The sequence below is a fragment of the Arthrobacter sulfonylureivorans genome, assembly GCF_022637435.1.
GTDB lineage: Bacteria > Actinomycetota > Actinomycetes > Actinomycetales > Micrococcaceae > Crystallibacter > Crystallibacter sulfonylureivorans.
The window spans coordinates 3384564-3405283 of record NZ_CP093326.1; the positions used below are offsets into that span (position 1 = coordinate 3384564).

Here is a 20720-nt window from a genome sequence, read left to right on the forward strand (position 1 = left end):
CGTGGCGAATCTCCCAGCAGGGTGGCGGTGTGGTTAAACGATCTTAGTCAGAGGTGCGTAGCGCAGCAGCAGCCGCTTCTCGCCCGCGTCGAACTTCACCTTGGCTACCGTCTTGTCACCGGCTCCTTCGAGGCTCAGCACCGTTCCGTTGCCGAAGCTGGTGTGGTTGACCTTGTCCCCGATGGCCAGCGCGATGACTTCCTTTTGCGGCTGCACGCGGCCGGCCCGGGTCTTGGCGCTGGTGATTGACGGCGCCGATCCGCGCAGATTGCTGATGTCCTGGTTGCTGGCTGTACCGGCACCCCAGTGCGAGCCACCATAGCGGCTCGACCCGAAGCTGCCCGCAGAGGCAAACATGGGCCGTGCGCTGCCCTCGCGTTTCCAGTCGATCAGCTCGGCCGGCACCTCTTCGATGAACTGGCTGGCCGGATTGAACTGGCTCTGACCCCACATGCTCCGCGACTCGGACCGGGTCAGGTACAGCCGCTTGCGGGCCCGGGTCAGTCCCACATAGGCCAGCCGCCGTTCTTCGGCCAGTTCCTTCGGGTCGGACATCGACCGCTGATGCGGGAAGACCCCGTGTTCCATGCCGGTGAGGAAAACCACCGGAAATTCCAGCCCCTTGGCGGTGTGCAGGGTCATCAGCGTGACCACGCCCTGGTCCTTGGCCAACTGCGCAGCCTCCGCGTCCGGGGCGTCGGGGATCTGATCGGCATCGGCCACCAGCGCCACCTGTTCCAGGAATTCGGACAGCGACCCGTCAGGGTTGTCGCGCTCGTATTCCCGCACCACTGCCACCAGCTCCGCGAGGTTCTCCACGCGGGACTCGTCCTGCGGGTCAGTGCTTTGCCGCAGCATGGCCAGATAGCCGGTCTGTTCCAGCACGGCTTCCAGTGCTGCCGCAGCGCCTGATCCGGCGGCGACTTCGGCCAGGTCGTCGATGAGCTTCACGAAGCCGGCCACCGCGTTCACCGACCGGGTGGCCATGCCGGGCGCTTCCTCGGCGCGGCGCAGTGCCGCCATGAACGAGACCCGGTCCCGCTCCGCCAGCGCGGCCACGGCATACTCGGCCCGCTCACCGATCCCGCGCTTGGGTTCGTTGAGGATCCGGCGCAAGTTGACCACATCGTCCGGGTTCACCAGAACCCGCAGGTAGGCCAGCGCGTCCTTGATTTCCTTGCGCTCATAAAAGCGGGTGCCGCCGACCACTTTGTAGGGCAGCCCCACCCGAACCAGCAGGTCCTCGATGGAACGGGACTGGGCGTTGGTCCGGTAAAACACGGCAATGTCGCCGGGCCGTACCCCTTCAGAGTCCTGCAGCCGGTCGATTTCATCGGTAATGAACCGCGCCTCGTCGTGCTCGTTTTCGCCCACGTAGCCGATGATCTTTTCGCCGTCGCCCTCGGCGGTCCACAGCCGCTTGGCCGAGCGGTTCGGGTTCCGCGAAATGACCGAGTTGGCCGCGCTGAGGATGGTCTGCGTGGACCGGTAGTTCTGCTCCAGCAGGATGGTGCGCGCGTTGGCGTAATCCTTTTCGAAGTCGACGATGTTGCGCACGTCCGCCCCGCGGAAGGCGTAAATCGACTGGTCTGAGTCGCCCACCACGGTCAGTTCGCCGGCCGGGAGTGCCCCGTCCTCGGACTCGCGGGTCAGCTCTCGCACCAGCCGGTACTGGGCGTGGTTGGTGTCCTGGTATTCGTCCACCAGCACATGGCGGAAGCGGCGGCGGTAAGAGTCGGCAATCGCCGGGAAGGCCTGGAAGATGAAGACCACTTGGGCGATCAGGTCGTCGAAGTCCATGGCATTGGCCTGGCGCATCCGCTGCGTGTACCCGGTGTAGACCGAGGCGACCGCCTGTTCGAACGGATCCGAATAGTTGGCGCTGGAGGCAAAGGCCTCGTCGTCGATCAGTTCGTTCTTCAGCGCCGAGATCTTGTGCTGAATGGTTTTGGGCGGGAACCGTTTCGGGTCCAGGTCCAGCCCCTTGGCCACCTGGTTGACCATCCGCAGCGTGTCTGCCGAATCGTAAATGGAGAAGTTCGAGTTCAGTCCTACGTGCTTGGCTTCGCGGCGCAGGATCTTCACGCAAGAGGAGTGGAACGTGGAGATCCACATCCGCTTGGCCGGGTCCCCCACCAGCGACTCAATCCGCTCGCGCATCTCCGCGGCGGCCTTGTTCGTGAACGTGATGGCCAGGATCTCGCCCGGACGCGCCCGACGGGTGGCCAGCAGGTAGGCGATGCGGTGGCTGAGCACGCGGGTCTTGCCGGATCCAGCACCGGCGACGATCAAAAGCGGGGAGCCGGCATGCTTGACAGCCTCTTCCTGCTGCGGGTTCAGCCCCGAGAGCAGCTCTTCTGCGCCGGGCAGGTGCGGGGCGGGCGGAGAGGCAACATGCGGGTCGAATGCCGGGTCGGTGAGGAAATCCATGGTCCCTTAAGTCTATTAGCCGCCACCGACACTCGGGGACGGCCGCCAAATCTTCCGCCAACAGTCGGCAGATGGCTGCACCGGCATAATGGAGGCATGTCCAAAACCCCAGCACAGCGCGCGAAGAAACACGGTGCCGCGGCAGCCCCGGCCCCCGCTGGCGGCGCGGCAAAGCCTGCCATCCCCGGCAGCACCCGGTCCCCCCAGCGCGCGGCCGGCAACGCCAACCTGATCGTTATCGCCGGAGCGGTGGCCTCGGCGTTCTTGTTCGGCTATTCGTTCCTGCTGGTGATGCCGCAGTTCGCCCAGCTGACCGGCGGACTGGGCCTGCCGGACACCCTCATCGGCGGGTACTCCACCGAATACGCGCAGCAACTCCGGACGGCGTTCGGCGAAGACGGGGCCGGACAGTACAACTACTGGCACAAGACCGCGGACACCATCTTCCCGCTGCTGTTCGGCTTTACCTGGCTGATCCTGCTGGGCCAGCAAGTCCGCTTACGGCTCTGGCGCTGGCTGGCATGGTCCGTCGTCGTGCTCTATGTGGCAGCCGATCTGGGCGAAAACGTTGCGGTCGATGCCATGCTGGCAACGGACCCGGTGGGCGACGCCTCGCTGGCGAGCTTCCTCACGGTGGCCAAGTCCATCCTGTTCGGGCTGAGCCTGGTGGTGGCGGCGCTCGCGGTCTTCACCCGCAAGCCAAAGCCGGCCGAGGGTTCCGTTCCGGCCGAAGGCTGAGCGGGCCCGGCCCGGGAGGGGCGTGGCCTGGCGAAGCGTGAGCCACCGATGCTTCCGCCGCCCGGCCGCCGCACCGGTACGGCACGCCAGTTAAGCTAAGCTTTTGGCGTTGCCCCCGTAGCTCAGGGGATAGAGCACCGCTCTCCTAAAGCGGGTGTCGGCAGTTCGAATCTGCCCGGGGGCACTGATCCTTACCCGCGGCGTGCGCCGCTTCAGCCACCGCCGCCCCGGCCGTCGCCGCCCCGTCCCGCTGTGACACTGTCATACACGGACGCCGGCCGGACTCTGCTCAGACGGAAACAGGCCCCCGCCTGTGCAACCCCCCACGGAAGCACAGACGGTGGCCTGTTGTAGTGCATTTCCACCGAAGTGGGCAGGAATCCCTGTCAGCATGGGACCGCTGGTTCCGTTTCTTCCCGTTCCTCGGAGCCAGCAGCAGCTTCCTGCCACCTGTTGGCTGACGACCGCGCCGTTCCCCTGAAGCACATAAGCCGCTCCGGAGCCGTTCATTCCCCAGAGTGTGAGTACTCCAGGCACTGCCGCCACTTCTTATCTAAATCGATTGGATTAAATAATGCAAGCTGCAAGGCACAGGGGCGCTCAAAGTCAAGGAATATGACGAAAAGCACAGGATGTTCAGCTGCGTGTGGTACGGCCCTGCAGTCAGCTGCCCAATAGCAGCCCGCTGGCCTTCGGCGACAACGCGTCGTCCAGAACCAGGCAGGCGCCGCCGATGGCACCCACTTCGAACCCCAGCGAGGACGAGACCACCTCGACCCCATGGATGGCCCGGGAGACGAAGCGGGTGTTGATCTCTTGGTGCAGGATCGGCAGGGCAAGCTCCTCGAGCCCGTTCCACAAGGGGCCGCCGAAGATCACCCGGTCCACGTCCAAGATATTCACCACCTGAGCCACCGTGCCGCCGACCAACCGGGCAGCCCGGCCGACGATCGCCGCGGCGGCAGCATCGCCCTCAACGGCCTTCCGGCACAGGGTGATGATGCTCTCGGTGGCCTGGTGCCGGTCGCCCAGCTCGGCGTCGGACGGAAAAATGCCAGTCTCCGCGGCCTGCTGGAACAGCGTGCCGAAATTCAACGCCATGCCCACGCAATTACGTTTCCCGCACTCGCACAGGGGCACCTCCTCGTCCACCGGGAAATGGCCGATCTCGCCGATGTTGCTGGAGGCTCCGCGCAGCACCGCGCCGTCTAGGACCACGCCGGCGCCCAGGCCCGTGCCCAGATACACGAACACAAAGTTCTCGGGCTCCTGACGTCCGCTGGCCCAGAGCTCCGCCACCGCCGCCGCAGTCGTGTCCTTATCCATGAGCACCGGCAGCCCCGTCAGGCGGCTGAGTGGTTCGCGCAGCGGCACCGAACTCCATTCGCGCATCATCGGCGGGTCCACCACCGCGCCTTCGGCCGCATCGATCGGCCCCGGCGCAGCAAGCCCGATGCCCAGGATCCGGTGGCGCTCGATGCCCGAGGCGGCGATCAGTTCTTCGACCGCGGCGGCCATGGCCGCCGTCATGCCATCGGGCTGGCCCGCACCGGGGTTGTCGTGCCGGGCCCGGGCCACCACCTCGCCGTCGAGATTGAGCATGACCAAGGTCATGACCACCGGGTCAAGATGGATGCCGATAGCCAACCGGCTGGATACCTCCAGCTGCAGCACCGTTCGCGGTTTGCCCGGGCCGCTGACCGTTTTGCGGTCTTCCCGGACCAGGCCTTCGTCCACCAGCCGGCGCACTACGTTGGAGATAGTTTGCGGGGACAGCCCGGTGCGCTCCACCAGCTCCACCCGGGCGATGCCCTCGTGGGCGCGACGGATGGCATCCAGGATCACAGCCTGGTTGTAGCCGCCCAAGCGGCCCAGGTTGGTTCCTCGCTGCATTGCACCGCTTTCCGCTCATTTGTCGCCGGGGACCCCACAGCAACTCTAGTCATTGACCGGCCCAAGCACACGCTTGGCGCGGCTGGACTGTCGGCGCGGTGCGCTTCAACCCCTCCGGATCAGCTGGCCACCGTGGCGTCGCTGAGGAACTGGGTCCGGTAGAGCTCGGCGTAGCGGCCTTCCAGCGCCAGCAGCTGGGCGTGTGTGCCCTGCTCCACGATCCGTCCGCCCTCCACCACCAGGATGCGGTCGGCGGAGCGCACGGTGGAGAGCCGGTGCGCAATAACGACGGCGGTGCGCCCCGCGAGTGCCTCGGTGAGCGCCGCCTGCACGGCGGCTTCGTTGGTCGAGTCCAGTGCCGCCGTTGCCTCATCCAGGATGACCACCCGGGGATGGCCCAGCAGCAGCCGAGCAATGGTCATCCGCTGGCGTTCGCCGCCGGAGAGCCGGTAGCCGCGCTCCCCCACCATGGTGTCCAGACCATCCGGCAGAGACTTGATCAGTTCTTCCAGCCGGGCACGGCGCAGCACGTCCCAGATCTCGGCGTCGCTGGCCTCCGGCCGGGCCAGCAGCAGGTTGGAGCGGATGGTTTCGTGGAACAAGTGCCCGTCCTGGGTCACCATCCCGATGGTTCCGCGCAGCGCCTCGAAGCTCAGGTCCCGGACATCGATGCCGGAGAGTTCAACGGAACCGGAGTCCACGTCGTACAGCCGGGCCAGCAGTTGGGCCATGGTCGACTTTCCGGCGCCCGAGGAGCCCACCAGCGCCAGCGTCTGGCCGGGTTCCACCCGGAAGCTGATGCCGTGCAGCACTTCATCGCCGCCGCGGGCGTCGAGGGTGGCCACCTCTTCCAGCGAGGCCAGCGACACCTTCTCGGCGGATGGGTAGGCGAACCGCACGTCCTTGAACTCAACGGAGACGGGTCCCGGCGGGACGGTACCGGCGTCGTCCTTTTCGGTGATCAGGGGCTTCAGGTCCAGCACTTCGAAGACCCGCTCAAAGCTGACCAGTGCGCTGGAAATCTCCACCCGGGCGTTCGCCAGGGCCGTCAGCGGGGCATACAGGCGGGTGAGCAGCAGGGCCAGGGTCACCACGTCGCCCGGCTCCAGTTGGCCAATGATCGCGTAGAAGCCTCCCAGCCCGTAGACCAGGGCCAGCGCCAGCGCCGACACCAGGGTCAGCGCGGTGACGAAGACCCACTGCATGACCGCCGTCTTGATGCCGATGTCTCGCACGCGCTGGGCCCGCAGCTTGAACTCGCGGGATTCGTCGGCGGGGCGGCCGAACAGTTTGACCAGCGTGGCTCCGGGTGCGGAGAACCGCTCGGTCATCTGGGTGCTCATGGCGGAATTGTGGTTGGCGGTCTCGCGCCGGAGGTCCGCCAGACGGCTGCCCATCCGGCGGGCAGGTAGCAGGAAGATTGGGAGCATCAGCAGGGCCAGCAGCGTGACCTGCCAAGACGTGTTCAGCATGACGATCAGCGTCAGGATCAACGCCACCACGTTGCTGACCACTCCGGAAAGCGTGCCGGCGAAGGCCCGCTGGGCACCGATCACATCGTTGTTCAACCGGCTGACAAGGGCTCCGGTGCGGGTTCGCATGAAGAAGGCGATCGGCATCTTCTGCACATGGTCGAATACGGCGGTGCGCAGATCCAGGATGATGTCCTCACCCAGGCCGGAGGAGATCCACCGGGTCACCATGCTGAGTCCGGCGTCGGCGATGGCCACCAGCGCGATCACCACGGCCAGCCAGGCCACCAGCTCGATGCCGGTCTTGGCGACGATCGCGTCCACTACCTGGCCGGCCAGGACCGGGGTGGCAACGGCCAGCGCGGCAGTCACCACCGACAGCAGCACGAAGACCGTGATCTTGGCCTTGTACGGCGCGGCGAACGCAAAGGTGCGGCGGACGGTGTCGCGGGAGAACGACTTCTGGTCCTTCGAATGCGAAAGCCGGTAGAGCGAACTCCAGGCTGCACCTTCCATGGACATGATGGCTCCTTAGGGCTGATGGTCCTACTGCAACCCTAGAACCTTCCGGAGGCCCGCGCTGTTCCCGCCGGCGCCGCCGCGGCCAGAATCTGTCCTGGTGCCGTGCAGTTGGACACCCGACGCCTGTCCTCGGCCGGGCCGCCGGACGCGCGGAACCTGTCCCGGTCCGCGCTGCCGGACGCCCCGGCTCCGTCCTCGTCCAGGCTGCCGGACGCGCGGAATCTGTCCCCGTCCAGACTGCCGGACGCCCGGAACCATCCTCGTCCAGGCTGCCGGACGCCCCGGCTCTGTCAAGCTGCCGGAGGCTCCGGCTCCGTTTTTGTCGAGCGCAGGGTTTAGCGTCCAGATCGCCCGTTATAACGCCTGATCTGGACGCCACAGGGTGACCTCGCGGTGAGATCAGGGGCAGCATCCGATGAGTTGGACGCCAACCCCTGATCTGGGCGCGCAACGGGTGGCTCGGTCCGCCAGGGGCCGGTCCTCCGGCGGCCGCAGCGTCAGCTGAGCTGCTTCTCCTCGTGCGGGATGAAGCGCACCGTCATCGCCTTGAAGCCGGGGGTGTTGGACTCGCGGGCCACCAGGTCCCGGTGGACCAGCGCATTGGCTTCCGGGAAGTAGGCGGCGGCACAGCCGCGCGCCGTCGGGTAGGCCACCAACCGGAACGCGTCGGCGCGGCGCTCGGTGCCCTTGAACGTGCTGATCACGTCCACCAGGTCCCGGTCGGCGAAACCCAGTTCGGCCAGGTCGTCCGGGTGCACCATCACCACCCGGCGTCCATTGGAGATGCCGCGGTAGCGGTCGTCCAGTCCGTAGAACGTGGTGTTGTACTGATCATGGCTGCGCAGGGTCTGCAGGATCAGGTGGCCTTCGGGCGCCTCCAAATACTCCAGCGGGCTGACGGTGAACCGGCCCTTGCCAATGTCCGTGGCGAAGGAGCGGGTGTCGCGCGGCGGGTTCGGCAGCACGAAGCCGCTCTTGTTCCGGATCCTGGTGTTGAAGTCCTCGAATCCGGGCAGCACGCGGGAGATGTGGTCGCGGACCACGTCGTAGTCCTCGGCCATCGCCCGCCAATCCACCGGGTGGTCATCGCCGAAGGTGGCCTGGGCCATCCGCGCGATGATCACCGGCTCGGCCAGCAGGTGCTCGCTGACCGGTTCCAGCCGGCCCTGCGTGGAGCGGATGACGGACATGGAATCTTCCACCGAGAGGAACTGTGCGCCGTTGGGGTGCTTGTCATCCCGGTCGGTGCGGCCCAGCGTGGGCAAGATCAGCGAGGTCTTGCCGTGCACCACGTGGGACCGGTTGGGCTTGGTGGATATATGTACGGTCAGGCCGGCCTTCTGCATCCCGGCTTCCAGCGCCTCCGTTTCCGAGTTCGCCAAGGCGAAGTTGCCGCCCATCGACACGAAGACGTCCACCTTGCCTTCGGCGAAGGCGTCGATCGCCTCGGTGGAATCTACGCCGTGCTCGCGCGGGGACGTGATGCCGAATTCCTTGTCCAGCGCGGCCAGCAGCCATTCCTTCGGCTTTTCCCAGATGCCCATGGTGCGGTCGCCCTGGACGTTGGAGTGGCCGCGGACCGGGCAGGCACCGGCGCCGGGCTTGCCGAAGTTGCCCTGCAGCAGCAGCAGGTTGATGATCTCGCGCAGGGTATCCACCGAATGCGGCTGCTGGGTCAGTCCCAGCGCCCAGCAGATGATGGTGGCCTTGGATTTGGCCAACAGTCCGGCCACCTTCGCGATGTCCAGCCGGGAGAGCCCGGTGGCCTTCTCGGTCTCGGTCCAGTCGATGTGGCGGCGGGCCGCGACGTAGTCCTCGAATCCGTCGGTGTTCGCCTCGATGAAGGCCTTGTCCACCACGGTGCCGGGGGCACGGTCTTCCTCTTCCAGCAGCAGGTGTCCCAGCGCCTGGAACAGGGCCAGGTCCCCGCCCACCTTGATCTGCAGGAACTCGTCGGCGAGCTTGGTGCCGCCGCGGACCAGCCCGTCCACCGACTGCGGGTCCTTGAACGCCATCAGCCCGGTTTCCGGCAGCGGGTTGACGGCCACGATAGTGCCGCCGTTGTCCTTGCACTCCTTCAGCGCGGAGAGCATGCGCGGGTGGTTGGTGCCCGGGTTCTGGCCCACCACGAAGATCAGTTCGGAGTGGTGGATGTCCTCCAGCGACACGGTGCCCTTGCCGATGCCGATGGTGGGGTTCAGGGCGCTGCCGGAGGACTCGTGGCACATGTTAGAGCAGTCCGGCAGGTTGTTGGTGCCCAGCGAACGCGCGAACAGCTGGTACATGAACGCGGTCTCGTTCGCGGTGCGGCCCGAGGTGTAGAAGACGCAGCGGTCCGGCGTCGTCGCCCGGATGCGCTCCCCGATCAGGCTGAATGCGTCCGCCCAGGAGATCGGCGAGTAATGCGTCTCGCCCTCGCGGATGATCACCGGCTCGGTGATCCGGCCCTGCTGGCCCAGCCAGTACTCGGTCTTGGTGGCCAGTTCTTCGATGGAATGCCGCGCCCAGAACTCAGGCGTTACGGTGCGCTTGGTGTTCTCCTCGGCCACGGCCTTGGCGCCGTTTTCGCAGAACTCGGCCGGTTTGCGCGGTCCGGTGATGGATTCCGGCCAGGCACAGCCCGGGCAGTCGAAGCCGCCGCGCTGGTTGATCCGCAGCAGCGAACGGGCGGTGCGCGCGACGCCCGCCTGCTCGATGCCGCGCTCCAGCGCAATCTTCACAGCCGGAATACCGGCGGCAGCCTTCTTCGGTTCCTTGACCTTCAGGGTGCTTTCGTCAATGTCATTCACAGGTGCCGGGCGAGTCATGCCCCTAATGTATCCCGGCTCACACGTAATTCTCGACAGCCGTAGCCGGTCTCACACCAAATGGCCGACGGCGGTGCCAATCCGTGCCGGGTGCGTGTACACGTTGACGCTGCGGCCGCGGCTGAAACCGGCCAGCGTCAGACCAACTTTTTCCGCCAGTTCGACGGCGAGCGAGGACGGCGCGCTGACGGCCGACAGGGCGGGGATGCCCGCCAGATGGGCCTTCTGGACCAGCTCGAAGGAGGCCCGCCCGGAGACCTGCAGCACCGTGTTCCGCAGCGGCAGCTTGCCCTCGCGCAGGGCCCAGCCAACCACTTTGTCCACCGCGTTGTGCCGTCCCACGTCTTCGCGCAGGCAGAGCAGTTCGCCCTCGAAGCTGAACAGGCCGGCCGCGTGCACGCCGCCGGTGCGTTCGAAGACCTGCTGCTGCTCGCGCAGCCGGTCCGGCAGCTGCAGCAGGATGTCCAGCGCCACGTCACCGCCGCCGTCGGTGCCGTCAGTGCCCGCGGCGGCACCGGCGTCGTCATCATGCAGCGCGAAGCGGGAGCGCTTGGTCACCGCGTCAATCGACGCGGTGCCGCAGATGCCGCACGCGCTGCTGGTGACCACCTGGCGGTCCAGCCGCGGATCCGGCAGTGCCACGCCGGGCGCCAGCTGTGCCTCCACCACGTTGAAGGTCTGCCGGCCGTTCTCGTCCTCGCCGGCGCAGAAGCGCAGGGAGAGCAGCTGTTCGGGCGACCAGACGATGCCCTCGGAGACCAGGAAACCGGCCACCAGGTCGAAGTCGTCGCCCGGCGTGCGCATGGTGATGGAGAACGCGCGCCCGGCCAGCCGGATTTCCAGCGGCTCTTCCACCGCCATCACGTCCTCGCGGCGCCGCGGCGGCGCGTCAAGACTGAGTTTGAGCACCTTCCGGCGCTGGGTCAAGCGGCCCATGTACTTCTCCTCTACTGCCTGTTACAAGGGTAATCCACGGCACGCGCCGCGGCCGCCCGGGCGCCGGAGGCCAAGGAGGCGGGAGGGCGGCCGGAGACAGAAGGGCGGCTGCAGACGGGAGGGCGGCTGCAGACGGGAGGGCGGCTGGAGGCCAAGGAAGCGGGAGTCTAGGGACCGGGTCGCCGGCGCCGGCTCACCAGGGCAGGTCAAGGGCGGGCAGCCGTTGGCCGGGGTCCGCGCCGGCGGCCGGCACCACCATCACGCCGTCGGCGGCCGCCAGTCCGCGCATCATGGCCGAGCCGATGTGGTCCGCGGGGACGGCACCGCCGTCGGGAGCAAGTCCGTAAGGCACCAGCCGGTCCTGGTTGTGCAGCGGCCGCAGGGCTGTTCCGGCGCGCACGGTGCGCAGCGGCGCCGGCGGGCGGCCGGTCATCCCTGCCAGCAGCGGGTCCGCCAGGGTCAGCAGCGCCATCATCGCCGCCAGCGGGTTCCCGGGCAGGCCTACCAGCGGGCGCCCGTCGGCCAACCGGGCCAGCAGTGCCGGGTGCCCCGGGCGCATCCGGATGGACGGGACCAGGATGGCGGCGCCGTCGGCGTCCAGCACCCGGCGCAGATGGTCGGCGGCGGATGTGCCGGTCCCGCCGGTGGTGACCACCACGTCGCCGCCGCAGTCGGCGATGGCCTCCGCCGTGGTTGCGAAGTCGTCGGGCAGCCGCCGGCTGCCGGCGACCTGGCCTCCGAACCGGGCGATGATGGCCGGCAGGGTGGGGCCGAACGTATCGCGGACCCGGCCCGGTGCGGGGATCCCGGAGGTGACGACCTCGTCGCCGGTGAGCAGCAGCGCGACCCGCGGGACCGCAGCAACGGGAAGCGCATCGTGGCCGCAGACCGCGGCGACGGCCAGATGCGCGGGAGTCAGCACCGTGCCGGCGGCCACCACGACGGCGCCGGCTGCGGTCTCCTCGCCGGCCGGACGGATATGGCGCCCGGCGGCCAATTCCCGCTCCGTGGTCCCCGGGCACAGCTCAAGCTGCTGCGTCGCCGCAGTCCCGCATTCGCTGCGCAGCACGCTGTCCGTGCCGTCGGGGATCAGGCCGCCGGTGACCACCGGGGCGGCCTGTCCCGGCCGCAGCCCAGTGCCGGCCGGCACCAATTGCCACGGCCCGGTGCCGGCGATGGCCCAGCCGTCCATGGCGGACGAGGCGTAGTGCGGCACCGGCAGCAGCGCCGGCAGGTCGGCGGCCAGCGTGCGGCCGGTGCATGCTGCCAGCTCCACGTCGGCGGCCGGCCGAAGCGCTGCCGCCAGGCCGGCCGCGTAGGCGGCGGCCCGGGCGTCTTCCCAGCGAAGTCCGGAGCTCACTCCTGTACTGCGCCGTGGCGGCGCGCAACTTCGTCGGCCACGCGGGAGGCCGCGCGGATGGCCACTTCCGGTGTGGCCTGCCCGGTGGCGGCCGCGAAGCCGGCTGCGTAGCCCACCACGAAAGTGGTCAGCGGCGCAGCGGGACGGACCACGCTGTGCGCGGCCACGCCGGCCAGCCCCAGCACGGCGTCGATGTCCACCGGCATGTCCTCGAGTTCCAGCGCCTTCAGCAGTTCGCTGACATACGGGGAGAGCTGTTCGGCCGCTCCGGACACAATGGCCTCCGATCCGCCCGGTACACGGGCAAGTACGACGTTTGTTTCAGGCTACGGCGCGGGCGGGGCAATGCCAAAGCGGTCCGCGTCCTGCCAGGTGTCGACGTCCGAGGTGTGCAGCCCAGCCCGCTCCAACTGGAGCTCTACCGCCGGCAGGCCGGCGAGCAGGCTCCGGACCGGTTGGCCGGCCAGGCCGGCCGCTCCCCCGGCCTTCCGCACCGCCGCAGCCAGGGCCGCGCTGTCCGCACAGCACGCCAACTGTTGCCGCCTGCCGTCCGCGTCCACCGGGATCCAGAGCTTCGCCTCCGGCGCGCGGGCGGCACCGCCCAGCAGCAGTTCGGGCAGCCCGGCCAGCAACGGCATGTCGCAGGCAAAGAGCAGGGTGAACGGCGCGCGGCGCGGGGCACCGCCGTCGTTATCTGCCGCCAGGGCCTGGACCCCGGCCGCGATGCCCGCGGCCGGACCGGAGAACGGCGGGTCTTCCCGGGTCAGCAGGAGGCGGGGCGGCCCGTCGGCCACCGTCCGGCGGAAGGTGTCCACTTCCTCCAGCAACTCATCCGGACCGACGACGGCGATCCGCCGGGAGCCGCGGACGGCCTCCAGCGTGCGGCGCAACAGCGTGGACCCGTCGAGTTGCAGCAGCGCCTTGGATCTTCCGCCCAAACGCGAGGAGCGGCCGCCCGCCAGCACGACGGCATCGAAATCGGCAGCAGTCACGCGGCGGTATGGGCGTCGAGGAACTGGCTCCAGGCCGGGGCGGGCCGGTCTAGGTCGCGGATGCGCCAGCGGGCCCCGCTGGGCGGACGCGGCGTGAACCGCAGGCTCCAGCCCATGTGGGCAAGGGTGCGGTCGCCCTTGGCGTTGTTGCAGCGCAGGCAGCAGGCCACCAGATTCTCCCAACTGTCCTCGCCTCCGCGCGACCTTGGCCGGACGTGGTCCACCGTGGTGGCCGTCTTGCCGCAATATGCGCAGAGGTGGTTGTCGCGGCGCAGCACTCCGCGGCGGGTCACGGCGGTGTCCTGATTGTACGGGATCTTAATGTACCGGTTAAGCAGGATCACCGAGGGACGGCCCAGAATGTCGTTCGGCCCGACGACGGGATCACCGTCCTCAGCGATCACGCTGGCCTTGCCGGTGAGCACAAGAAGCAGCGCCCGGCGGAAGGTGACGACCGCCAGCGGTTCGTATCCGGCATTCAGAACGAGTGTGCGCATGCACATTCCTCTAGGAGTGGCCTATCCGACCGGCGCTTCAGTTCCGGCCAGGGACTGGATTTTCTGCACTAACAGTCAAAGAGTATGACGGCCGGTACGTTCTGCGCTAACTTTTTTCGCTGCCGGTGGGCCGTGTGAGAGCAGAGTAGCCAGATGCTCACCGGCTGTTTCCCGGCCGCCGGAAGATCCGGCCGGACGTTTGCCGATCGACCCAAAAACGCCGCTGGCCCCGGCGCACGCTGGGCGTGGACCGGGGCCGGTGGACGGTCCAGTGGACCGAAAAGGACGAAGCCTAGTTGACGCGGATGGCTACGTAGCCGGATCCGACGTCGGCGCTGGCCAGCGCGGTGGTGTAACCGGTCCAGCCGCCGTGGACGGCCTGGCCGTTGCCCACGTAGATGGCGATGTGCGCAACGCCGGCGCCACCGTCGGAGTAGTAAAGCAGGTCGCCCGGCTGCGGGGTGGAAACCTGCGTGCCGTAGCTGAGGAACTGCGCCGGGGCGAGGTCGCCCACCGACTTGCCGGCGGCGCGCAGGGCCTTCTCCACCATGGCGGTGCAGTCCTGCGAAATGCCGACCTGGCCGTAGGCGGAGGAGACCAGGGTGGAGGCCACGCCGCTGGCGGAGGCCGGTGCGGCTTCCTTGGCGGGGGCTGCCGCGGGCTTGGCTGCGGCTGCCGGGGCGGCCTTCTGGACGGCGCCCTGTGCAGCGTCAGCGGCCTCCTCGACAACCGGCGCCACTTCCTGGGCCACTGTTTCGACCACAGGCTCCGGCTCCGGTGCCGGAGTGGACTTGATGTCGGGGCGCGAGAAGGTCAACTGCACGGCGCTGGACGCCTGCACGGTGTCCACCTGAACGCGGCTGGGGACGGACACGGTGGATGCGGTGCGTTCGATGGTGGCTGACTGCGCGGGGATGCCTGCGGTCAGGGCCAATCCGGAGGCGGCAGCAATAACGGCTGCAGAGCGACCCATGGATCCGGCATTGGATGAGACGGCTTTGGAAATCGTCTCCAGCGGGTTGGTGCGGACGGAAACGGCGCGGTGGCGCCCCGTAGCGGTGTTATTGAACACGTTAAAGGCCTCTCCCAATGCCTGCGAGGTGAGCTGTCGGATTCGGATGGGAGTGCACCCGGCCGTATTCCTCCCCGGCAAAAGCCTGAGAGTCCTGACGACTTAACCCCAAGGGTTCCTGTACGGAACCCGAATTTGGTTCCCCCGCCTCTGCCCGCGAAGTTTTGCGAACGAACTCCGGTTGGTGGCAGAGCTCGGCAATCCACCCGGAGGCGCCAGCCGTCTGACAACTGGCACGGGTAAGAGCGTATACGATCCGGCTAGCATTGTCACGTTCTGATCACGGAACGGTGATTTTTAGGTTACGGAGGTTGCCAGGCACGCACCGAAGCGGGCGGACCCGCGCCGAATTCCGCCGTCGTGCTGTGCCCTTAATGACCGACGGCGCGCCCCGAAAGGCGCGCCGCGATACAAACCGCACGGAAAGCGTCAGGAAGGCTTTAGCCGGCCGGACGGATGAACACCGGGCCGGAGCCGATGTAAGCGCTGCCCAGGACGGTGCTGTAGCCGGCCCAGCCGCCGTGGACCGCCTGGCCGTTGCCAACGTAGATGGCCACGTGGGCCACGCCGGCACCGCCGTTGGCGTAGTAGATGATGTCGCCCGGCTGCGGCGTGGAAACCTGCGTGCCGTAAGCAAAGAACTGTGCCGGGGCAAGGTCGCCGACCGCGTAGCCGGCCGCGCGCAGCGCGTTCTCGACCAGCGCGGTGCAGTCCTGGCCCACGCCGATCTGGCCGTAGGCGGCAGCGACGATGGCGCCGGCCGCTCCGCTTGCGGCAGCTTCGCCGGCCTTCTTGGTGGACTTACCCTTGTCCGATGCGGCGTCGTCGCCGGTCGTGGGGTTGATCTCGTTGGATACCGCCTGGACCACGGTCTGCGGTGCCGGCGTGGAAGTGATGCCGGCACGTTCGAAGGTCAGCTTCACGGCCGCTGACGCCTGCACGGCTTCAACCTGCACGCGGGCCGGGGCATCAACGCTGCGCTCGGCGCTGACGGCCTGTGCCGGAATGGCAGCGGTCAGAACCAGGCCGGTAGCGGCGGCGATCACGGCACCTTGGCGTCCAACAGTTCCGGCGTTTGCGGAAACAGCCTTGGAAATAGTCTCAAGCGGGCTGGTGCGGACAGGGGTCGCACGGTGGCGGCCCGCAGTAATGCTCTTGGACACGGTTGTACCTCTCCCAAATGCCTGCGAGGTGAGCTGTCGGGTTCGGATGGGAGTTCATCCGGCCGGCCGGTTTCCGGGCTGGTGGCCCGGTCCTGATCGGCTTTACCCCAAGGACATCCTGCGATGTCCGGGAAGTGGGTCCCCCGCTTCTGCCATGCGATTCGGTGCGAACGAACTTCGGGCGACGGCAGAATTCGGCATTCCGCCCGAAGGTGCCTGGCAGTTGATGCCAGGCACAGGTGAAACCTTATAACAGTTTGGCGTCTGAGTCACATTCCGGTTACGGCGTGTCAATCAGAGCCAGCCGGTGGGGTCCACCAGCTTGCCGTTGACCATGACTTCGAAGTGCAAATGGCAGCCGGTTGACGCTCCGGTGGTGCCGCTCTCGCCCAAAACCTCGCCACGGGCCACGGCGGCGCCCACCGCAGTGTCGATGGTGCTCAGGTGGTTGTACGTGGTCTCCAGGCCGTTGCCGTGGTCCACCACAATCCGGTTGCCGCCGCCGCCAACCTGGAACCCGGCCTCGACGACGGTGCCGCCGGCCGCTGCAGCAACGGGCGTGCCGCAGGGGGCCCCGTAGTCCTGGCCGGTGTGCAACTCTCCGGCATAACCGGTGATGGGGCTGACCCGGTAGCCGAACGGCGAAGTCTTGATCAGCTCGTCCATCGGCTGCGAAAGGGATCCCTCGCTGCCGATCGCCTTGGCCTTTCCGCCGGAGGCGACCATGACCTGCTTCAGCTTGGTGTCCGGGTCGAACTTGCTGGTCAGCCCGGCCCGTTCAAATGTCAGGCGCGCTTCGGTGGCCGCGGAGATGCTGCTGGTCGCCACTGCTTCCTGCGGGCCGTCGGCTGTGGCGCCGGCCGTCGTCGGAAGCATCACCGTCAGCACCATGCCGGAGGCGGCGGCGACAATCGCGGTTTTATGGCCGACGTCGCGGGCGGCCGCTGCTACCGGCGACGGTGCCGGCTGGGCACGCCGCCGACCGGCTGTCGCTGCTGCGCGCGGGCGTGAGTACTCGACCGGGGCGGTTGAACGGCGCCGTCCCGAGGCTTTGTGTCCTGCCAAAATCTATACCTCTCCCAAAGCGCCTGCGAAGTTAGCTGTCGGATTCGAGTCAAGAGAAAACTCGGCCGCACCGCACAGAGCAACAGTGGAACGATTCACCGTGGCTTTGCCCGCTGCGGCTTCACCCCAAGGCAGCGAACAAACTGCCGCTTGGTGGGTCCTCCGCCCCTGTCTCACGGATACACTCCCCCGCCGACAGGGTTCGGCTTGCGGAGGGTGCGGGACCGATGTCTCGGTGCCCGGCACAACTATACGGAAAATTACCCGGAAGTAATAAATCCGTTATCTGCGCCGCGTGATTCCGCGGCGCAACGTTTCATTCCATCGAAACAAAGATGTGGGCCGCCACTTCCGGAGGCAATTCCAGGGCGCCTTCGATACCCGGCACGCGCACGGAAATGTACTCGCCTGCGGTCTCCAGCTGCAGTGTCGCACCCGGCTTCAGACCGCCCTCTTCCAGCTGGATCAGCAGTTCCGGCTCCACTTGGATCGGCTCCGCAAGCCGGACGATGCTGACCTGCTTATCGGGCGTATAGCTGCCCATGGCCTGCGCCAGATTGAGCAAGCCGTAGCTGGTTTCCTCTGCCGACTGGCCGCCGAGCGCCTCCAATCCCGGGATCGGGTTGCCGTACGGAGACACCGTCGGCTTGCCCAGCAGATCGTAGAGCCGCTGTTCGACCCGCTCGCTCATCACGTGTTCCCAGCGGCAGGCCTCGTCATGGACATAGGCCCACTCCAGGCCGATGACGTCGGAGAGCAACCGCTCGGCCAACCGGTGCTTGCGCATGACCTCGGTCGCCTTGCGCCGGCCCAGTTCGGTCAGTTCCAAATGCCTGTCGCCGGTGACCACCACCAGTCCGTCCCGCTCCATCCGGCCGATCGTCTGGGAGACGGTGGGGCCGGAATGGCGCAGCCGCTCGGCAATCCGGGCACGCAGCGCGACGATATTCTCTTCTTCGAGTTCGAGGATGGTGCGCAGGTACATCTCGGTGGTGTCGATGAGATCAGTCAATTGGTTCTTGCTCCTCGGCGCGCGGTAAATAAGGCTGCTCCAGCAGCAGGCATGAGGGTGGGGCCCTTCTCCAGCCTAGCCTGTTTTCCTTACACGACCGGAAGTTTCACTGCCGGTAGACGCGCCGCGGTGCCACGCAACATTCCCGGTTCCGACTAACGGCGCCCGCCGGCGTTGGGGCAGAATGATACGGGCGTTCAACGGTGAACTGCCATCGAGAACACTGCCACCACGCCAGGAAAGGTATTCATGAGCGATACCCAGTCCATCAGCATTCCCGCCGACCTGCTCCCGAAGGACGGGCGTTTTGGCGCCGGTCCGTCCAAGGTGCGCCCGGAACAGGTCGACGCGCTGGTCGCCGCGGGCCGCAACCTGCTGGGAACGTCGCACCGCCAGGCCCCGGTCAAAAACCTGGTGGGCAGCGTCCGCGAGGGACTCCACGAGTTCTTCAAGGCACCCGCAGGCTACGAGATCATCCTGGGCGTCGGCGGCTCCACGGCATTCTGGGATGTCGCCTCGTTCGGCCTGGTCGAGCGGAAGGCCCAGCACCTCTCCTTCGGCGAGTTCAGCTCCAAGTTCGCCGCGGCCACCAACAAGGCTCCGTTCCTGGCCGAATCCAGCATCATCACCGCCGAGCCCGGTTCCCGGCCGGAGCCGCGGGCAGAGGCCGGCGTGGACGTGTACGCCTGGGCGCAGAATGAAACCTCCACCGGTGTCGCCGCCCCCGTGCAGCGTGTGGAAGGTGCCGACGACGGCGCCCTGGTTCTCATCGACGCCACCTCGGCTGCCGGCGGGCTCGCCGTAGACGTCGCCCAGAGCGACGTCTACTACTTCGCGCCGCAGAAGAACTTCGCGTCCGACGGCGGCCTGTGGCTGGGCGTCTTCTCCCCCGCCGCGCTGGAACGCGCTGCCAAGATCGGCGCCACCGGCCGCTGGATCCCGGACTTCCTCAACCTGGAAACGGCGATCGATAATTCGTTGAAGAACCAGACCTACAACACGCCCGCGCTGGCCACCCTCGTGACGCTCAATGCGCAGATCCAGTGGCTGAACAGCAACGGCGGCCTGGACTTCGCCTCCGGCCGCACCGCCGATTCGGCCGGGCGGGTGTACCAGTGGGCCGAGGCCTCCGCGCTGGCGACGCCATATGTGGTCAACCCTGAGCACCGCTCGAACGTCATCGCGACCGTCGACTTCGACGAGTCGGTTGATGCCGCGGCGGTGGCCAAGGTGCTTCGCGCCAACGGCGTGGTGGATGTGGAACCGTACCGCAAGCTTGGCCGCAACCAGTTGCGCATTGCCACCTTCGTCGCCGTCGATCCGGAAGACGTCAGCGCCCTGCTGGCCTGCATCGACTACGTGGTGGAGCGGCTGCAGGACTAAGTTCCGCACCGTATACCAAATAAGGTCCGGCTTCCCGCTCACGGGAGCCGGACCTTCATTGTTTTGGCCCCACTTCTTTTGGGTCCGAACCGGCCCCCGCCTAGACCGGCCGGTCCGGCACGCCATAGGTGATGCTCAGCTTTCGCCGGGCCGAGCGATCGAACCGCAGCCGCATGTGGTGCGCGCGCCAGGCCCACAGAATCCCCACGGCGGCGGCGGCCACTCCTGACAGTGCTGCCACCCCCAGCCCCCAGCGCGGGCCGAAGCTATTGGACACCAAGCCGACCAGCGGAGCTCCGATCGGGGTTCCGCCCATCAGGATGGCCATATACAAGGACATGACGCGTCCGCGCATCATCGGGTCGGTGGTGGTCTGCACGTACGCGTTGGCGCTGGTCATGATGGTGATTGCCGCTGCCCCCACCGGCACCAGTGCCAGCCCGAAGAGCCAGACGGTCGGCGCCAGGGCCGCCGCCGTACAGGCAACACCGAAGGCCGCCGACGCGCCGAAGACATAGCGCAGCCGCGGCCTGTCCCGGCGCGCGCTGAGCAGCGACCCGGTCACCGAACCGGCTGCCATCACCGAGGAGAGCACGCCGAAGTCACCGGCATGGCCGCCGAATTCGGTGCGCGCCATGGACGCCACAAAAACGGAGAAATTCAGACCAAATGTGCCGATGATAAAGATCGCGGCCAGCACCACCACCAGGTCCGGCCGGTCCTTCACATACCGGAAGCCCTCGAGGATCTGGCCGCGGCCCTTGGCCACCTTTTGCCGCGGGTGGAGTTCCTGCCTGCGGATGGCCAACAGCGCAGCGATCATCGCAGCGAAGGTGGCGGTGTTGATCAGGAACACCGGGCCCGGACCGATGGCTACGGTCAGCACGCCGGCAATGGCCGGACCGATCATCCGGGCCAGGTTGAACGAGGTGCTGTTCAGCGCCACCGCGTTGGGCAGGTAGTCGTCGCGGACCAGGTCCGAGACGAACGTCTGCCGCGCTGGCGCATCCACCGCCGTCACCATGCCCAGTGCCAGGGCGAAGGCATACACATGCCACAGCTGTGCCACGTCGGCGATCACCATCAAGCCCAGCGCAAGGCCCAGCACCGCCATTGAAATCTGCGTGGCCATCAGCAGCTTTTGCCGGTCGAACCGGTCGGCAATCAGCCCGGCCCAAGGAGCCATCACCAACTGCGGGCCCATCTGCAGCGCCATCACAATGCCCATGGCGGCGGCGTCCTGCTCAGTGAGGATGTCGTAAACCAGCCAGTCCTGGGCGGTTCGCTGCATCCACGTGCCGATATTGGAGACCAGCGCGCCGAAGAACCAGATCCGGTAATTGAACAGCCGCAAGGAACGAAACATGCTTTACCGCCC

Annotated in this window: 16 protein-coding genes, 1 tRNA gene and 3 riboswitches; of the genes, 3 read left to right on the forward strand and 14 right to left on the reverse strand. The window is 67.4% G+C overall.

Annotation, left to right across the window (positions count from 1 at the left end; genetic code table 11):
* Positions 1-33: 33 nt before the first annotated feature.
* Positions 34-2430, reverse strand: coding sequence for a DNA helicase PcrA (gene pcrA / locus MNQ99_RS15670; protein ID WP_241913595.1), 2397 nt, complete (start codon positions 2428-2430; stop codon positions 34-36).
* 96 nt (positions 2431-2526) lie between these two features.
* On the opposite strand from pcrA, the gene MNQ99_RS15675 reads away from it, so the two are divergent.
* Positions 2527-3168, forward strand: coding sequence for a hypothetical protein (locus MNQ99_RS15675; RefSeq protein ID WP_241913596.1), 642 nt, complete (start codon positions 2527-2529; stop codon positions 3166-3168).
* Positions 3169-3279: 111 nt separating this feature from the next.
* Positions 3280-3352 (forward strand) — tRNA-Arg (locus MNQ99_RS15680).
* Positions 3353-3831: 479 nt separating this feature from the next.
* Here the strand turns inward: MNQ99_RS15680 and MNQ99_RS15685 are convergent.
* The 12 genes from MNQ99_RS15685 to MNQ99_RS15740 form a co-directional block, all read right to left on the reverse strand.
* A complete protein-coding gene (locus MNQ99_RS15685; protein WP_241913597.1) occupies positions 3832-5061 on the reverse strand; it encodes an ROK family transcriptional regulator in 1230 nt (409 codons plus the stop codon).
* 119 nt (positions 5062-5180) lie between these two features.
* Positions 5181-7055, reverse strand: coding sequence for an ABC transporter ATP-binding protein (locus MNQ99_RS15690; protein WP_241913598.1), 1875 nt, complete (start codon positions 7053-7055; stop codon positions 5181-5183).
* 497 nt (positions 7056-7552) lie between these two features.
* Positions 7553-9862 carry an FdhF/YdeP family oxidoreductase gene (locus MNQ99_RS15695; RefSeq protein WP_241913599.1) on the reverse strand — a complete coding sequence of 770 codons (2310 nt, stop codon included), beginning with the start codon at positions 9860-9862 and terminating at the stop codon, positions 7553-7555.
* Between the two features lie 51 nt (positions 9863-9913).
* Complete coding sequence (gene fdhD, locus MNQ99_RS15700) at positions 9914-10798, reverse strand: formate dehydrogenase accessory sulfurtransferase FdhD (protein WP_127515239.1); 885 nt, start codon at positions 10796-10798, stop codon at positions 9914-9916.
* A 193-nt stretch (positions 10799-10991) separates the two neighbouring features.
* The gene (locus tag MNQ99_RS15705) at positions 10992-12158 is read right to left on the reverse strand and encodes a molybdopterin molybdotransferase MoeA (protein WP_241913600.1); all 1167 of its coding nucleotides are present in this window, start codon (positions 12156-12158) and stop codon (positions 10992-10994) included.
* Positions 12155-12433 carry a DUF6457 domain-containing protein gene (locus tag MNQ99_RS15710; RefSeq protein ID WP_127515236.1) on the reverse strand — a complete coding sequence of 93 codons (279 nt, stop codon included), beginning with the start codon at positions 12431-12433 and terminating at the stop codon, positions 12155-12157. Before MNQ99_RS15710 ends, MNQ99_RS15705 begins: the two co-directional genes overlap by 4 nt.
* Positions 12434-12484: 51 nt before the next feature.
* A complete protein-coding gene (gene mobA, locus MNQ99_RS15715; RefSeq protein WP_241913601.1) occupies positions 12485-13150 on the reverse strand; it encodes a molybdenum cofactor guanylyltransferase in 666 nt (221 codons plus the stop codon).
* Positions 13147-13647 carry an HNH endonuclease gene (locus tag MNQ99_RS15720; RefSeq protein ID WP_127515234.1) on the reverse strand — a complete coding sequence of 167 codons (501 nt, stop codon included), beginning with the start codon at positions 13645-13647 and terminating at the stop codon, positions 13147-13149. Before MNQ99_RS15720 ends, mobA begins: the two co-directional genes overlap by 4 nt.
* 292 nt (positions 13648-13939) lie before the next feature.
* The gene (locus MNQ99_RS15725) at positions 13940-14719 is read right to left on the reverse strand and encodes an NlpC/P60 family protein (protein ID WP_241913602.1); all 780 of its coding nucleotides are present in this window, start codon (positions 14717-14719) and stop codon (positions 13940-13942) included.
* 4 nt (positions 14720-14723) lie between these two features.
* Positions 14724-14898, reverse strand: a riboswitch (cyclic di-AMP (ydaO/yuaA leader).
* 261 nt (positions 14899-15159) lie between these two features.
* Positions 15160-15882, reverse strand: coding sequence for an NlpC/P60 family protein (locus MNQ99_RS15730; protein WP_127515233.1), 723 nt, complete (start codon positions 15880-15882; stop codon positions 15160-15162).
* Positions 15883-15885: 3 nt separating this feature from the next.
* Positions 15886-16059, reverse strand: a riboswitch (cyclic di-AMP (ydaO/yuaA leader).
* Between the two features lie 117 nt (positions 16060-16176).
* Positions 16177-16947 carry a M23 family metallopeptidase gene (locus MNQ99_RS15735; RefSeq protein ID WP_241913603.1) on the reverse strand — a complete coding sequence of 257 codons (771 nt, stop codon included), beginning with the start codon at positions 16945-16947 and terminating at the stop codon, positions 16177-16179.
* Between the two features lie 4 nt (positions 16948-16951).
* A riboswitch (cyclic di-AMP (ydaO/yuaA leader) is annotated at positions 16952-17165 on the reverse strand.
* A gap of 98 nt (positions 17166-17263) precedes the next feature.
* Positions 17264-17959, reverse strand: a complete 696-nt coding sequence (locus tag MNQ99_RS15740) for an iron-dependent transcriptional repressor DtxR (RefSeq protein ID WP_127515231.1) — start codon at positions 17957-17959, stop codon at positions 17264-17266.
* Positions 17960-18208: 249 nt separating this feature from the next.
* On the opposite strand from MNQ99_RS15740, the gene serC reads away from it, so the two are divergent.
* A complete protein-coding gene (gene serC, locus MNQ99_RS15745) occupies positions 18209-19342 on the forward strand; it encodes a phosphoserine transaminase (protein WP_241913604.1) in 1134 nt (377 codons plus the stop codon).
* A gap of 100 nt (positions 19343-19442) precedes the next feature.
* Here the strand turns inward: serC and MNQ99_RS15750 are convergent, their stop codons facing one another.
* Positions 19443-20708, reverse strand: a complete 1266-nt coding sequence (locus MNQ99_RS15750; RefSeq protein WP_127515227.1) for an MFS transporter — start codon at positions 20706-20708, stop codon at positions 19443-19445.
* Positions 20709-20720 lie beyond the last annotated feature (12 nt).

Excerpts from the sequence above, each read along its gene's own strand:
- MNQ99_RS15685 (WP_241913597.1), bottom strand. The coding sequence starts at position 5,061 with ATGCAGCGAGGAACCAACCTGGGCCGCTTGGGCGGCTACAACCAGGCT.
- MNQ99_RS15695 (WP_241913599.1), bottom strand. The coding sequence starts at position 9,862 with ATGACTCGCCCGGCACCTGTGAATGACATTGACGAAAGCACCCTGAAG.
- MNQ99_RS15750 (WP_127515227.1), bottom strand. The coding sequence starts at position 20,708 with ATGTTTCGTTCCTTGCGGCTGTTCAATTACCGGATCTGGTTCTTCGGC.
- MNQ99_RS15720 (WP_127515234.1), bottom strand. The coding sequence starts at position 13,647 with ATGCGCACACTCGTTCTGAATGCCGGATACGAACCGCTGGCGGTCGTC.
- pcrA (WP_241913595.1), bottom strand. The coding sequence starts at position 2,430 with ATGGATTTCCTCACCGACCCGGCATTCGACCCGCATGTTGCCTCTCCG.
- MNQ99_RS15690 (WP_241913598.1), bottom strand. The coding sequence starts at position 7,055 with ATGTCCATGGAAGGTGCAGCCTGGAGTTCGCTCTACCGGCTTTCGCAT.
- serC (WP_241913604.1), top strand. The coding sequence starts at position 18,209 with ATGAGCGATACCCAGTCCATCAGCATTCCCGCCGACCTGCTCCCGAAG.
- fdhD (WP_127515239.1), bottom strand. The coding sequence starts at position 10,798 with ATGGGCCGCTTGACCCAGCGCCGGAAGGTGCTCAAACTCAGTCTTGAC.
- MNQ99_RS15675 (WP_241913596.1), top strand. The coding sequence starts at position 2,527 with ATGTCCAAAACCCCAGCACAGCGCGCGAAGAAACACGGTGCCGCGGCA.